The organism is Coprococcus sp. ART55/1, from assembly GCF_000210595.1.
Taxonomy (GTDB): Bacteria; Bacillota; Clostridia; order Lachnospirales; family Lachnospiraceae; genus Coprococcus; species Coprococcus aceti.
On record NC_021018.1, the window covers coordinates 1,362,268 to 1,376,667 of the forward strand.

The 14,400-nt window shown below is 44.6% G+C and carries 16 protein-coding genes; 2 read left to right on the plus strand and 14 right to left on the minus strand.

The features are described from left to right. Positions 1–286: SDR family oxidoreductase (locus CCU_RS06345; protein ID WP_208896049.1), on the plus strand; the 286-nt coding region annotated here is incomplete at its 5' end. A gap of 114 nt (positions 287–400) precedes the next feature. Beyond that, a complete protein-coding gene (locus CCU_RS06350) occupies positions 401–649 on the plus strand; it encodes a hypothetical protein (protein ID WP_015533997.1) in 249 nt (82 codons plus the stop codon). Positions 650–766: 117 nt separating this feature from the next. Here the strand turns inward: CCU_RS06350 and CCU_RS06355 are convergent, their stop codons facing one another. The 14 genes from CCU_RS06355 to CCU_RS06420 all read right to left on the minus strand — a co-directional run. After that, positions 767–1,843: a putative manganese transporter gene (locus CCU_RS06355; protein WP_015533998.1), complete on the minus strand. Its 1,077-nt coding sequence runs from the start codon at positions 1,841–1,843 to the stop codon at positions 767–769. Between the two features lie 23 nt (positions 1,844–1,866). Beyond that, a complete protein-coding gene (locus CCU_RS06360) occupies positions 1,867–2,397 on the minus strand; it encodes a histidine phosphatase family protein (RefSeq protein ID WP_015533999.1) in 531 nt (176 codons plus the stop codon). Positions 2,398–2,541: 144 nt separating this feature from the next. After that, on the minus strand, positions 2,542–4,356 hold the full coding sequence (locus CCU_RS06365) for a carbohydrate-binding domain-containing protein (protein ID WP_015534000.1): 1,815 nt from the start codon (positions 4,354–4,356) through the stop codon (positions 2,542–2,544). Positions 4,357–4,398: 42 nt separating this feature from the next. Next, on the minus strand, positions 4,399–5,079 hold the full coding sequence (locus tag CCU_RS06370) for a DUF4956 domain-containing protein (RefSeq protein ID WP_015534001.1): 681 nt from the start codon (positions 5,077–5,079) through the stop codon (positions 4,399–4,401). A gap of 93 nt (positions 5,080–5,172) precedes the next feature. Beyond that, positions 5,173–5,739 carry a polyphosphate polymerase domain-containing protein gene (locus CCU_RS06375; RefSeq protein WP_330369943.1) on the minus strand — a complete coding sequence of 189 codons (567 nt, stop codon included), beginning with the start codon at positions 5,737–5,739 and terminating at the stop codon, positions 5,173–5,175. 528 nt (positions 5,740–6,267) lie between these two features. Beyond that, entirely contained in the window at positions 6,268–7,629 is a 1,362-nt protein-coding gene (gene gdhA, locus CCU_RS06380; RefSeq protein ID WP_004851315.1) for an NADP-specific glutamate dehydrogenase, read from the minus strand. A gap of 248 nt (positions 7,630–7,877) precedes the next feature. After that, the gene (locus tag CCU_RS06385; RefSeq protein ID WP_015534003.1) at positions 7,878–8,372 is read right to left on the minus strand and encodes an Lrp/AsnC family transcriptional regulator; all 495 of its coding nucleotides are present in this window, start codon (positions 8,370–8,372) and stop codon (positions 7,878–7,880) included. 247 nt (positions 8,373–8,619) lie between these two features. Continuing rightward, positions 8,620–9,435 (minus strand): Cof-type HAD-IIB family hydrolase, encoded by an 816-nt coding sequence (locus tag CCU_RS06390; RefSeq protein WP_015534004.1) that lies wholly within the window; start codon positions 9,433–9,435, stop codon positions 8,620–8,622. A 175-nt stretch (positions 9,436–9,610) separates the two neighbouring features. After that, positions 9,611–9,970 (minus strand): hypothetical protein, encoded by a 360-nt coding sequence (locus CCU_RS06395; protein ID WP_004851321.1) that lies wholly within the window; start codon positions 9,968–9,970, stop codon positions 9,611–9,613. A 66-nt stretch (positions 9,971–10,036) separates the two neighbouring features. Beyond that, the gene (locus CCU_RS06400; RefSeq protein WP_055147169.1) at positions 10,037–10,411 is read right to left on the minus strand and encodes a hypothetical protein; all 375 of its coding nucleotides are present in this window, start codon (positions 10,409–10,411) and stop codon (positions 10,037–10,039) included. Between the two features lie 109 nt (positions 10,412–10,520). Continuing rightward, positions 10,521–11,921 (minus strand): NADPH-dependent glutamate synthase, encoded by a 1,401-nt coding sequence (gene gltA / locus CCU_RS06405; RefSeq protein WP_015534005.1) that lies wholly within the window; start codon positions 11,919–11,921, stop codon positions 10,521–10,523. Then, entirely contained in the window at positions 11,921–12,808 is an 888-nt protein-coding gene (locus CCU_RS06410) for a sulfide/dihydroorotate dehydrogenase-like FAD/NAD-binding protein (protein WP_055147166.1), read from the minus strand. The genes gltA and CCU_RS06410 overlap by 1 nt, the downstream gene beginning before the upstream one ends. Positions 12,809–13,244: 436 nt before the next feature. After that, positions 13,245–13,550, minus strand: a complete 306-nt coding sequence (locus tag CCU_RS06415) for a hypothetical protein (protein ID WP_015534006.1) — start codon at positions 13,548–13,550, stop codon at positions 13,245–13,247. A 309-nt stretch (positions 13,551–13,859) separates the two neighbouring features. Then, positions 13,860–14,400 (minus strand): phosphoenolpyruvate--protein phosphotransferase (locus CCU_RS06420; protein WP_208896051.1); only part of this gene is annotated, 541 nt, incomplete at its 5' end.

Consider the following 14,400-nt stretch of genomic DNA (forward strand, 5'->3'; position numbering starts at 1 on the left):
TGAGGTCGCATATTCAGCCTCCAAGGGTGCTGTAAATTCCTTCTCAAAGGCTCTTGGAAAAGAGCTTGCTCCAAGCGGTATAACTGTCAACGCCATAGCATTTGGCGCAATTGACACCTCCATGAACGGTCATCTGTCACCGGAGGAACGCCAGATGCTGGAGGATGAAATACCTGCAGGAAGAATGGCCATACCTTCTGAAGCGGCAGATTTCATTGTGCACATTGCCGAGTGTGGAGAATACCTGAATGGTCAGGTGATCACATTTGATGGCGCATGGCAATAGGTGCTTTTCATCAAATTTTACAACAGTATAGGCAATTCCGTCCAAATTTCTATTGCTTAATTGTATATATTGCATTAGAATATTTTATATATGTTATAGAATCGGGGTTATAAAATGGGATTTGGATTTGGGAAAAAGAAGAAAAATATTTCATCGGACACAACTCCCGCCGCCGCAGATATCAAGACTACTCTTGACGAGGACGGCAATGTGGAGATTGTTTCCAAAAACTTCAAGATGAAGCCGACACAAAAGCTGGCGGAGCAACCATCCAGTGAAGGGGACACTTGGATCTGCTGGGGATGCGGACAGCCTACGGATCAGGATATCTGTCCTGTCTGCGGTAAGAAACGCACAAAGTAACAACACACACACACAAGGGGCTGTGAAAAAACTCGATTGAGTTTTTTCGCAGCCCTTTTTTACTTTATTGCAATGCAGTCACTGCGCATCGCTTACATTTATTTTCTCTACACTCTGCTAAAATGTGATTCCAAGAGCATTTATTATGAGTCCCCACGCAAGTCCTGCAGCATACAGCACCACTGCTATCCTTATATTCTCCACAGGTCTATGCCTGTTCATCCTAAAGAGCACCACAAGGCCTACTCCTGCACTCACCAGAAGTCCTGACATCATAGCACCCGCGCTGAGTATTCCCTGAAGATACAGCTCGGTTATTATGACTGATGCCGCACAGTTAGGAATAAGACCCACCAACGCTGCTGCCGCCTCTCCAAGCACAGGCACATCATTGAATATGCGGGCTATGGATTCCTCTCCTACAGCCTCTATGATCACATTTATCACAAGTGAGAATATAAATATAAATATCGCAATCTTTGCAGTGTGCACCAGAGCAGATCTGAATATTCCACCCTCGCAGTCGCAGTGTTCCTGTTCGCACACCTCATGGATATTCTTCTCTCCCAAATGTCCGTGGTCGTGACTGTGCTCATGGACATAGTCATGCACATGTCCCTTTCCTTTCTTCTCAGCAGCATCCTTATACACTATATTCTGTGTATGTATGGAGCTTTCTGCCGCTTTTGCAGTGTCACTGTGCACATGTCCGCCATGGTGTTCGTGTTCATCATGTCCGCCATGTCTGTGGACTGGATCTATCTTCTTTACCTGGACCGGCTTTCTCAGTCTGTCCAGCACAAATCCTACTATATAGCCTGTTATTACGGCTATGACCGCCTTTGTCGCAAGGATCTTCACTATTGTCCCCGCGCTTATCGCGTCATTTGACAGCATGATCGGCAGCATCTCGTCCGAGGTTGACATGAACACGGCTATGAGCACGCCCGCCCCTATCACGCCTCCGCTGTACAGGTTGGATGCCATAAGTGAAAATCCGCACTGTGGCACTATTCCCAACACTCCGCCAATCAATGGCCCAAGCTTCTCTGCCTTTCCAAGCACATGTGCCTGTCGGCCTGCAGTTTTTCTCTCAAGCCACTCCATGACCACATAGGTGATGAGCAGAAACGGGATGAGCTTCACCGTATCAAACAGTGCATCCTTAAATGAATCTATAAACAATTCCTTCATATTATAAAACACTCCTTCTCAGATCAGCACTCGTAGATATTGTACCCACAGTTGTCCTGACTGAATCCAAAATACTCCTCGTTGGTCATATCCATGAAATAGCTGCATATCACCCTGCATATTCCGTTATGGCAGACAAACAGTACCGACGAATCCGGATAGGTCTCGCGGGTTTCAATTATAAGATCGTACGTTCTCCTGGCAATATCCATCATGGATTCTCCACCAGGATATCTGTATGCGAACATTCTTTTATTGTTCAGGAAATCCCTGTCGTCCCTCTGGACACCCTCATACACACCGTAATCCTGTTCTATAAGCCTTTCATCCGTAAGTACCGGCAAATGCTTTCTCTCCGCCACCGCTCGTGCTGTCTCCTGTGCCCTGGAGAGCGGCGATGCTATTATCACGTCAATAGAGCAGCTATCCAATCTCTCTGCAAGGAGCTGTGCCTGCTGAAGTCCTTTATCTGTAAGATGGGAATCTGTCCTGCCACAGACCTTATTAAGTCTGTTCCATTCCGTCTCTCCGTGTCTTGCAACATATAACTTCATATGGGTTCTCCTTCCAGTCATATTGGGTATCTGCTCTTTTTACCAACTGTGTATTAACTACAAAAATCTCATATCTTTATAGTATTAAGCATTTTTGCAAATTAATCAACTGTTTTCGGCTGTTAAAACGTCTGGAATTATCTTCTATATACTCATGCTGTCTGAGCTCGAACTATTGTCTTTGTTCTGTAAACTGCTATTTGTGCTGTCATTCTGCCCATTATCTGAATCACCATCCGGTCTCTGCATATTTCCATCATCTGAATTGCCACCTGGTCTCTGCATATTTCCATCATCTGAGTTGCCGCCCGGTCTCTGCATTCCGCCTGAGCCCTCGCTGTATGTAATATCATCCAGTGTAAATGTACTGCTCTGGTCACCGACAGTCAAAGTGTAGTTATCCCCCTGTTTCATGTCTGATGTGCTGATAACAACCGAGTTAAATTTCTTGTCTGCCTTGTAGCTGAGCACTTCTTTGCCATCGGAATCGGTGAGTGTGATCGTCTCTCCGGCGTCTATCCACTCGTCAAAGTTGACCAGAGCCGAGCACTGTGTGGACTCATCTCCAAATCCCTGTGCCATACCAGAACCACCCACAGCCACGATCCCGCCTCTTGTTATCGCAGCACAGATTCCGTAGTCCATCGCGCCATTGCCATTGTCCGAAGGGCCGAGTACATGTACGCTGCCTCCTGTAATTCCAATGTAGCCATTGGAATCTATTCCATCACCGTTGGCATTTATATTTATCGTTCCTCCTGTTATAAGAATATATGCATCATTGTCGGCATCCATGTCCACTCCGCCCATACCTGGGCCGCCTCCAAAACCATCATGGTTGTCTCCCGAGCCTGAGCTGCCTCCAGCTGCATTGAAGCCGTCATCACTGGATATCACATCTATATCACCGCCAGTCACAAGGATCTTATCCCCCTCTACCCCCTCACAACTCTTAGATACATCTATATCTCCACCAGTTATTATCAGAAGTCCCTCCGCATGGATCGCGTCATCGCCAACCGATATGTTGATATCTCCGCCTTCTATATATACATATCCATCCTGCTGGTCGTCATTTCCCGCATGTATACCATCCTCATCACAACTCAGGTTAAATGTTCCATCCGCAATTCTCACGCTATCCTTGCCGTTTAGGCAGTGATCCTGACTGTCTATGGTATAAGTGCCACCTGTAACCACCAGGTCATCCTTGGACACGATTCCATGTCCCGTAGTGTCTTTGACCGTCAGGCTTCCGGTGCCGTTAAGTGTAAGGTCGCATTTGGCAAATATCACGGCATCCACATTGTTGTCATCCGTCTGGACGTAGTCCCCGGACACCGTAAGGCTATTCTCTGCCCCTTCCGCCAACGTCACAAATACCTTGTCAGCGTTCTTCGCATATATTGCCGCATAGTCCACAGCCGTGATCGATACTCCGTCAAGTACAAGTTGAACCTTATCGTCATCGCCCGCATCCACCACGATGATGCCGTCTGTGAATGTCCCTGACAGAACGTATACACCGGCCGCTTTGATCGTCACCACTCCATCTTCGATCTGAACATTTGAACTATTACATGCGGCTGTCTTTCCCGATAATGTTATCTTTACAGCCTCGCTCTCATCATAGGTTCCCGCCAGATCCCGCTTCGTGAACATATCTGTTATATCTATAGCCGCATCACTCATGGCTTCATCTATAGCCGCCTGCATTTCCTCCACAGTCATCTCTGTCTTTACACTGGTATTCTCTGCATCCGCACTGCCATTTGGGCTTTCTTTATCAGCGTCCGTCTCTGTGCTCACATCACTTGTCACCTCATCACCTGAAGTCGAGCTTGTGCTCTGGCTGGTTGAACATCCGGCAAGCATTGCCATGCACATGGCCGCTGTCAACCCTATAGCCAGACATTTGCGGATTCCCGCTATATGTCTCATATATTTATTCTTCCTCATACGATCATCTCCTTACTAAGTATCTGCCTTATCAACTGACTTCTACAATGTCATGTCCCCCGAATCCACCTGTGCCAGCATGATCTCAAGGTTGCCATTTCTCACTCTGAGCTTATCTATCATATCCTTCTGATTTGTGTCATTCTTAAGCTTCACCACATATGTAAGCTTGAACAGACTTCCCATGTTGGTCGTCTTCACATTTGTCAGTCTGTAACTGTCTGTACAGTCGGCAAGTATCTCATCAAATGCCTCTGTATAGTCGAGATTTTCAGGCACGGTGATCTTCAGGGCTCTCTCTTCATCCCTTCCGCCGCCAAATCCAGTAAGGCTGCAAATGAACATCGCTCCGCCTAGTATGGTGGCAAATAATACTGCATATCCTATAAATCCCATTCCGGTCACAAGTCCAGCTCCCATCGCAAGGAATATGGCGCATATCTCCTTTGCCGAACCTGGAACCGATCTGAACCTTACAAGGCTGAATGCACCTGCCACAGCAACACCCGCGCCAACATTGCCATTTACCATCATGATCACCACGCACACAACCGCAGGTATAAGTGCCAATGTCACCAGAAAACTCTGGGTGTATTTACTTCTGAATGCGTAAACCAACGCAAGGAATACTCCTATTATAAGGGATACCGCTATGCAGATCAGAAACTCCTGCACTGATATCGTTGTCGCCGTTCCAAATATACTGTCAAATAATCCTGTCATCTTCTATCTCCTCCTGTCTATGTTTGCCACTTTATCATTTACATAATTCGTCTTTTTTAGTTTCTGGCTTTAAATGTATATGATCCACTTATGTCAGCCTACCATCTGTTTATACGCCTCTCCATACTTTGAAAATGACGTCTTGTATGCTTCATACTTTGTGAGCAGATGTGACAGCCACAGCGGGAACCCGCCTGACATCTTGATCTCCATCAACACCTTATATTCTGGTATGACCTTGTGCCCATATGGTTCTTTCTGAAGTGTCAGATCGTCATTCTGCCACAGTATATTGTAATCAAACGTGATCCTGAGCTCCGGATCATCTATTCCTTTGTAGGAATCTCTCTCATACGAGAGAACCACCGCAGGCTCCAGATCCTTGTACACCTGCATGAAGTAATCTATCTCCCTTCCTATCTGACAATCCTCGTGCAGCGGCTGACCGCCCACCAGATAATCCATGGCCTCCTGTTCAGGCACCTCCAGCCTTCTTTTGTACACAACAGATTTGTATTTCTTCTTGAGCTCAATAAAAACCTCTGAATCGTCATCCGGGACTCCATAGCTTCTGAGCCTGAGCTTTTCTTTGTAAACCGGCTTTTCTATGGAGTCTCTGATGAGCCTGTGGGAAGGAGTGTCGAAATATATGTTAATGATCTACCTGTCCGGTTGCATATACCTTATCATTTCGCTCATTATCTGCTCGTACTGTTCTCTATCTAACATGTACTTAAGTTCATATCTTTTAAACGTGTTGTCTGCCATAAGCATCATCCTTTCTTTACCTTATTCCCTATTGATGATGCTATAATAGCCTGTAAAACTTAAACGAACTTTAAATATAAAAAATTGTCTTCGGTGACTCCTGTTGGTGTGTATTCTCTACGTTGTATATCCAATCGGTAGTGTCGGCGACCGAACTTTGACGCTTCTGTGCCGCCGCAGAGAGCTAGGCGCCCTTATCGTGCTTGGCGCGGCGTGCACGATGGAAACAAAGTCAAAGTGAGGGTAGACAAACGTGATTGGATATACAACATAGAGATTACACCAACAAGAGTCACCGAAGACAACCGCAACGCAAAAACGCCCATCTGTGGATCACTCCACAGATGGACGTCTATAGTCTTATATTATAATCTTATGTCTAGTTGATTTGAAGATAAGGCTCCCGCCAAATGCTTAGGATTAGCAAACGCCCTGAGCAAGCATAGCGTCAACAACCTTCTCGAAGCCGGCGATGTTAGCACCTGCAACATAGTCTGCGTTTCCGCCAACTGTCATGTTGTATCTCTTTGCTGCATCTGAGATGTTAGCGTAGATTGTCTCCATGATTCCCTTGAGCTTGCCATCAACTTCCTCGAATGTCCATGAAAGTCTCTCGCTGTTCTGGCTCATCTCAAGAGCTGATGTAGCAACACCACCTGCATTTGCAGCCTTACCACCAACGAAGAGAACACCATTCTCCTGAAGGTACTTAGTAGCCTCAAGAGTTGTAGGCATGTTAGCGCCCTCTGTTACTGAGATAACGCCGTTTGCAACAAGCATCTTAGCATCGTCAAGGTTAAGCTCGTTCTGTGTAGCACATGGAAGAGCAAGGTCACACTTGATTGACCATACGCCGTGATCATTTGCATCCTTCTTTACATGGTACTCAGCTGATGGTCTAGCAGCAGCATAAGCATCAAGACGTGCTCTCTTAACTTCCTTAACTTCCTTAAGAAGTGCAACATCGATTCCCTCTGGATCGTAGATCCAACCTGTAGAATCTGAACATGTAACACACTTAGCACCTAACTGATGTGCCTTCTGGATTGCGTAGATTGCAACATTACCAGCACCTGATACTGCACAAGTCTTGCCTGCGATATCAATGTCATGATCCTTTAACAGTGCGTTTGTAAGGTAAAGCAGTCCGTAACCAGTAGCCTCTGTACGAGCAAGTGATCCACCATATGTAAGTCCCTTACCTGTGAGAACTCCCTCGTATGATCCACGGATTCTCTTGAACTGACCGAACATGAAACCGATCTCTCTAGCGCCTGTTCCGATATCTCCAGCTGGAACATCGACATCAGCACCGATATACTTACAAAGCTCTGTCATGAAGCTCTGGCAGAATGCCATGATCTCTCTGTCTGACTTACCCTTAGGGTCGAAGTCTGAACCACCCTTACCACCACCGATTGGAAGTGTTGTAAGTGAGTTCTTGAAAACCTGCTCGAAACCAAGGAACTTAATGATACCAAGGTTTACTGATGGGTGAAGTCTGAGACCTCCCTTGTATGGTCCAATGGCATTGTTGAACTGTACACGGAAACCTCTGTTGACCTGTACCTGTCCGTTGTCATCTACCCATGGTACTCTGAACATGAGCTGTCTATCTGGCTCTGTGATTCTCTCGAGGATAGCATTCTTTCTGTAAAGCTCCTCATTTGCCTCGATACAAGGTCTGAGTGAATCAAGAACCTCTGTTACTGCCTGTAAGAACTCAGGCTGATCTGCATTCTTCTTCTGTACTATCTCGAGTACTTCATCAACATATGACATAGTAAAAATCCTCCTAAACTGATTATATATCGTGACCTGTTAATTATTTTCTGACCACGCTCCCTATTATAGTATAGGAAATTAAGATTGTAAAGAAAAAACTTGTGAAATCTAAGTATTTTTTTGTTTTTGCTTAATTTTCCCCTGTTTTTATCAATTAAGCTTATTATTTATAAACATTCTTCTTGTTTTGGGGTATTTCCCGCTGAGTTAAACGTCTAAAGTCTTTTCGACACAGTTTTCACTTTTTACTTCTTCTCCTCATCGTGGTGAAGATCATTCTTCCAGTATCTGCATCTGTGCTTTACATTTGTGGAGAATACGATCTGAGTCTTTGTCTTGCCAAATCTCTGAAGTTCACCAACAAAATGATCGAGATCTGCTGTTGTCTTGAAACGTACCTCAATGAGCATTGAGTAATCTCCTGTCACACAGTTGCACTCCACAACATTTAACACGCTGTCTATATATGGATAGAACTCAGCCTTCTGCTCAGGTGAAACCTCCAGATTGATAAATGCCTTGATATAATGACCCATAGCCTCCGGGTTGAGCTTGGTCGTAAATCCCTCAAGCACTCCCTCGGCAAGCATCCTGTCTATTCTTGTTCCAACTGCTGTAGGTGACATGGACACCTCAGCGCCTATATCCTTAAGTGATACACGTGCATTGTCCTGAAGCATGGCAAGTATCTTCTCATCCACCTCATCCAGTCTGTAGTATATCAGTTCTTTCTTTTCCATAAGATGTCTTCTCCTTCTCAATTTCTAAGGCAATTACAATATTATCCTACATAACCGCAATTGTCCTTTTCCCTATTCAAGCACCTTATCTCGTGGTGCAACTTGTGTTTCACAATCATATTAGCATATTTACTTAAGATTATAAATGTGTAGTGTCATTATATACCCTGCTCTGCGCAAATTACAACCTGATTTTTATGTATATTTACCGTTATACTCAACCTGGATTTTTACCCATAAGTTTTCGTCATTTTACGATATAATTATCCTCAAGCCAGTGCGCCACCCCATCCTCATCATTTGATGATATAACCGATGTGGCATACCTTTTTAGCTGTTCATCAGCATTTTGCACTGCGTAGCTTTCGTCAACAAGTTCAAACATATCTATATCATTCCTGCCATCTCCAAAGGCAACCACCCTGTCGCATTCCAGAAGTTTCTGCAACTGTTTTATTGCATTTGCCTTAGATGCCGCAAACGGCATGATCTCCAGCCATTGTTCATCCGTATAAATGTCTTTCTGATATACACAGTGAAATGTTTCTTTATATTTATCGTACATTGGCTTTAATTTTTCCGGACTGTCAATGCAGGTTATGTAGAAAATGTTTCCTGCTTTCAAATTCTCTGCTGACTTTACGATATTTGTCCTGACATCCCCCTGCCTGCTGAGCAGGAATTTCTTCATACCATCTGTGCACAGCTCCGGAACATACGAAAATTTCTCCTTGCCATCTATCCGCGCATACACTATCGGAAATATCTGATTACCGAACAGATCGTCAAGCACTGATCCTACCGATTCATCAAAGTAATTTGCAGCAAGGACTTCACCGGTAACATTGTCTACGATAAACGCCCCATTGTATACGATCAGTGGAATTTCTGCCCGCAGTCCGCTTGTCACCTTCTTAGCTGTGATAAGGGAGCGCGCCGTGGCATAAGAGAATATCATTCCTCTATCTGTCAGATTATTGATTACACTGTTTGTATACTCGGATGTGGTCTCATCGCTGCGAAGAAGCGTACCGTCCAGATCTGATACATATAAAGTTTTCATGTTGTCACCCACCTATCACAATTTTTCTGCAATACTTACTATATTTCTACAACTCACACATTTTCATACAACGTGCATTATTTCTTATAATGCTTTCGTTTTCCCACAATTCACTCGATTTCCTACTACCCACTAGATTTTCAATTTTCTACTACATACTAGTTTCCATAACACTCTATCTTCTGTACAGGATTTCCACATCGCCGTCCACGAATCCAGCGGCAACAGCCTCGTACTTCTTAAGTTTCTCAGCATATTTTCCTTCTGTGAGATACTTTCTGATCATCTCACAGGAAATATCAAGTATCTTCTCCCAGCCTACACCCTGCTGCCATTCGTACAGATCTTCCCCTGTCGTGAACTCCTCGTAACAATTCCAGTCCTCGTCCTCCTCGTCAAAATAAGTTGAACTTATCAACTGGATCGACCAATGCAAGTCCACCTCTTCATATATATTGAAGTTGATCGCCACCCCCGGCAGCGGCATATTCTCGTCCAATATCCGGTCTAACCATTTTGCAAATTCATCGTACATATCGTTTCCCCCTGTTCGTCACGTTTTTTCCTACAAGTCTTTACTGTTATTTCTATGTTCAACCTTCTAATCCTTCTCATATATAAATATCGTATCTCCTATGGTGCATTTCAGATATTTTCCATCTATCGTGCCCGTTGAAAAGCTAAGAGTATCCGTCATCTTAAAGTTGTACTGATTATCCCCCGTCTGTTCCACCTGCAGATTGATAGTCTTATCCCCCATCGCCTTACCGGAATAGTAAAATGTTGCAGTATCACCACTTATTTCATAGATCTCTTTTGTGTCCTCACCCTTGACCTTATACGTCTTGCCATCTGATGTCTCACTTTTTACAAGCACCCATTTTCCATCCAGCGTCTCAGTCTTACCACACGCTGTAAACGCAAACACACATACCACTACCAGTATCACTGATATCATTTTCTTTATATTCCCCAATTTATTTCCTCCCTTTTGAATATCTGTCATCTAAGTTATTTTATCAAAAAAGGCTGATGTAAAGTATTCCCTATACACATCAGCCTCGTTTTATGACTCTATATGATTATTACTTGTTGTTCTTGATGTACTCATCAATTCCCTTTGCACCAGCTCTGCCAGCTTCCATTGCAAGGATAACTGTTGCAGCACCTGTTACGGCATCACCACCGGCATATACGCCTTCCTTGGTCGTCTGTCCGTTTGACTCTTCTGCAACGATACACTTCCACTTGTTTGTCTCAAGTCCCTCTGTTGTCGATGAGATAAGTGGGTTTGGTGAAGTTCCAAGTGACATGATGACTGTGTCAACGTCCATTGTGAACTCTGAATCAGGAATCTCAACAGGTCTTCTTCTGCCTGATGCATCAGGCTCGCCGAGCTCCATCTTCACACACTTCATACCGCATACCCAGCCGTTCTCATCCTCAAGGATCTCTGTTGGGTTTGTGAGGAGATCAAATATGATTCCCTCTTCCTTAGCGTGGTGAACTTCCTCAACTCTGGCTGGGAGCTCCTCCTCTGAACGTCTGTATACGATATGTGTCTCAGCGCCAAGTCTGAGTGCTGTTCTTGCTGCATCCATAGCAACATTTCCACCGCCGACTACGGCAACCTTCTTGCCTCTCATGATAGGTGTATTTGAATTCTCGTCAAATGCCTTCATAAGGTTGCTTCTTGTGAGGTACTCATTTGCGGAGAATACGCCGTTGGCATTCTCACCCGGGATACCCATGAACTTAGGAAGTCCTGCGCCTGATCCGATGAACACTGCGTCAAAGCCCTCATCCTCAAGGAGTGAGTCGATGGTAACTGACTTTCCTACTACTACATTTGTCTCTATCTTGACACCAAGTGACTTGATGTTCTCGATCTCCTTGGCAACTACCTTCTCCTTTGGAAGACGGAACTCTGGGATTCCGTATACGAGAACTCCGCCTGGCTGGTGAAGTGCCTCGAATATAGTTACATCGTAACCCATCTTTGCAAGATCTCCGGCTGCTGTCACACCTGAAGGGCCTGATCCGATGACTGCCACCTTGTGACCGTTCATCTCCTTTGCAGGCTCTGGCTTGATTCCGTTCTCACGAGCCCAGTCAGCAACAAATCTCTCAAGCTTACCGATGGATATCGCCTCGCCCTTGATTCCTCTGATACACTTCTGCTCACACTGTGTCTCCTGTGGGCATACACGTCCACATACAGCAGGAAGTGCTGATGACTCGCTGATGATCTTGAACGCCTCAGCGAAGTTGCCCTCCTTGACCTGAGCTATAAATCCAGGGATATTGATAGATACAGGACAGCCATTCATGCATGGGGCATTCTTGCATCCTATACATCTTGAAGCCTCAGCCATAGCCTCCTCTTCATTATATCCGTAACAAACCTCTTCAAAATTCTTTGCACGTACCTGTGGCTCCTGCTCGCGAACCGGCACTCTCTTCCAAACATCTACTTCTATAGCCATTACTTGTCACCTCCACAGTTTCCACATCCGCCATGATGTGTATCGCCCTCTTTTGCTGCAAGGAATGCTCTGCCCTCTACAGTCTTGTAGAGCTGCTGACGCTGCATAGCCTCCTCAAAGTTCACCTTGTGTCCGTCGAACTCTGGTCCGTCTACACATGCGAACTTGACCTCTCCACCTACTGTTACACGGCAGGCACCACACATACCTGTTCCGTCTACCATGATAGGGTTAAGGCTGACAACTGTAGGAATCTCAAGCTCCTTTGTGAGCTTACATACAAACTTCATCATGATCATAGGTCCGATAGCAACACATACATCATACTTGTTGCCAGCGTCTACAAGCTTCTGGATCTCATTGGTAACGACACCCTTGCTTCCATATGAACCGTCATCTGTTGTGATATACAGGTTGCCGGCTACCTTCTTCATCTTATCCTCAAGAATGATGAGTGACTTGTTTCTTCCTCCGACGATGACATCAGCATCGATACCCTGCTCGTGGAGCCACTTTACCTGTGGGTATACAGGCGCTGTTCCAACACCACCTGCAACGAACAGAATCTTCTTTTTCTTGAGTTCTTCTATATCCTCCTTACAGAACTCTGATGGACATCCAAGTGGTCCAACGAAATCCGCAAATGAATCTCCAACCTTCTTATTCTTCATCATCTCTGTAGCAGCTCCAACTACCTGGAATACTATAGTGATGGTTCCGTCCTCTCTTGAGTAATCACAGATAGTGAGAGGGATTCTCTCTCCATCCTCTGAACCTCTGACAATTACAAACTGTCCCGGAAGACATTTATTTGCAACTCGTGGTGCAACCACGTCCATGAGGTATATGGTCTCTGTCAACTGTTCAACCTTAGTAATCTTATACACTCTGTGCTCCGTCCTTTCCGACAGCCAAATCTGACTGTTATGATCATTTTATTCTGTAAATGGGTGCAAATGCCCCCTATTTATACACGTACGTACTTAATTTAGCAAAAAATATCAACAAAATCAAGGTATATGTAAAAATAGCACTGCATTACTGCAACACTGTGTTTTTCATATTTGCACCGCATCTTCCATATTTGGTACAAATTTATCCTTGCAAGTGCCTTATTCGTTCCTTCAGGCACAAAATCCTAAAAATTATCCTCAGGTGCAAAAAATCCCGCCAAAAGAGAAAATTTTCTCTCTGGCAGGGACTATTATATCTCACGTGATACAAAACTGCATCCACTGTTATTCTTTTGTCTCATCACACAATCTTGCTGGCACATTTCAGTGTCAATACATCTTACTAGCTTTTTCTATATCTTACTTTATATTACTGTCTCTTTCTCTTCGCCTTGGCCTTGAGTGCTTCCTCTTTCCTTCGCTCATTCTCCTGAATTATAAGCTTCTTCATTCCCTCCAGCTTTTTCTGGTTCAGCTTTATCTGCTCAAGCTCGCTCTCCGCTACCTGCTGTGCCTCTTTGCTCTGGAAGCTGACAAACTTGTCAAATGCTCCCGGATAGGCAAATGTCTTTTCTACATTATTATAAGAAAATACTATTCTTATATGGCTTCCATCACATTCCATCACACTGCCTTCACCAAACTTCACATGGTTTACTTTTTCATTCTCAAACATTATTACATCCTCCTATCCATATTATTTCCATCTACAATACAAATGAAACAGACGCACTAAAATTGCTATATGATACGCCTGCCTGTTTCGATTCGCAAGGCTTACTCTGATCACCAAATGTTCTTCCTGCTACTAAATATACTGTAACAAAAAAATCGGCACTTTTTCCAGTTAAAAATGCCGACTTTTTTATTTTCGTGAAAATAGTCACTACGAGTCATGGTTTTTGTTCATTATTGTTTTCTCAAACACATGAAACATACAAAAATGTGCTCATATTTTTACCAAGCCATATTGTGCACTTTTAATCTATCTTACATTTGCTTTGAGAAGTTCCGCAACCTCCGTCTCTGTTGCAAGTGAGAGTGCCTTTGCTGCCAACTCATCTGCTTCAGCCTTCGACCACTTGGCTATCGTTCCTCTTGTCGCAAGGACTGAAGTGGCACTGACTGAAAACTCTCCCAGTCCAAATGATATGAGGAGAGGTATGAGCAACGGATCTGCTGCCGCCTCACCGCACATGCCTACCATGATGCCCACTGCATTTGCCGCCTCGATGATATTCTTCATGGAACGGAGGACTGCAGGATTGTAGGATGAGTACAGATAAGCAACCTTAGCGTTGCCTCTGTCAACCGCCATAGTGTACTGCGTCAGGTCATTTGTGCCTATGCTGAAGAAGTCTGCCTCCTTTGCGAGCAGGTCTGCTATGAGACTTGCCGCAGGAGTCTCTATCATTGCACCGACCTGGATATCCTTGTTGTATGCTATATTCTCAGCGTCAAGCTCCGCCATGAGTTCCTTAACAAGAGCCTTCACACTTCTGATCTCATCAACACATGTGACAAGC

Coding starts and splice junctions, on each gene's coding strand:
- CCU_RS06360 (WP_015533999.1), bottom strand. CDS start 2,397: ATGAAGTTATATGTTGCAAGACACGGAGAGACGGAATGGAACAGACTT.
- CCU_RS06370 (WP_015534001.1), bottom strand. CDS start 5,079: ATGACAGGATTATTTGACAGTATATTTGGAACGGCGACAACGATATCA.
- CCU_RS06390 (WP_015534004.1), bottom strand. CDS start 9,435: ATGAAAACTTTATATGTATCAGATCTGGACGGTACGCTTCTTCGCAGC.
- CCU_RS06350 (WP_015533997.1), top strand. CDS start 401: ATGGGATTTGGATTTGGGAAAAAGAAGAAAAATATTTCATCGGACACA.
- CCU_RS06415 (WP_015534006.1), bottom strand. CDS start 13,550: ATGTTTGAGAATGAAAAAGTAAACCATGTGAAGTTTGGTGAAGGCAGT.
- gdhA (WP_004851315.1), bottom strand. CDS start 7,629: ATGTCATATGTTGATGAAGTACTCGAGATAGTACAGAAGAAGAATGCA.
- CCU_RS06365 (WP_015534000.1), bottom strand. CDS start 4,356: ATGAGGAAGAATAAATATATGAGACATATAGCGGGAATCCGCAAATGT.
- CCU_RS06385 (WP_015534003.1), bottom strand. CDS start 8,372: ATGGAAAAGAAAGAACTGATATACTACAGACTGGATGAGGTGGATGAG.
- gltA (WP_015534005.1), bottom strand. CDS start 11,921: ATGGCTATAGAAGTAGATGTTTGGAAGAGAGTGCCGGTTCGCGAGCAG.
- CCU_RS06395 (WP_004851321.1), bottom strand. CDS start 9,970: ATGTACGATGAATTTGCAAAATGGTTAGACCGGATATTGGACGAGAAT.
- CCU_RS06355 (WP_015533998.1), bottom strand. CDS start 1,843: ATGAAGGAATTGTTTATAGATTCATTTAAGGATGCACTGTTTGATACG.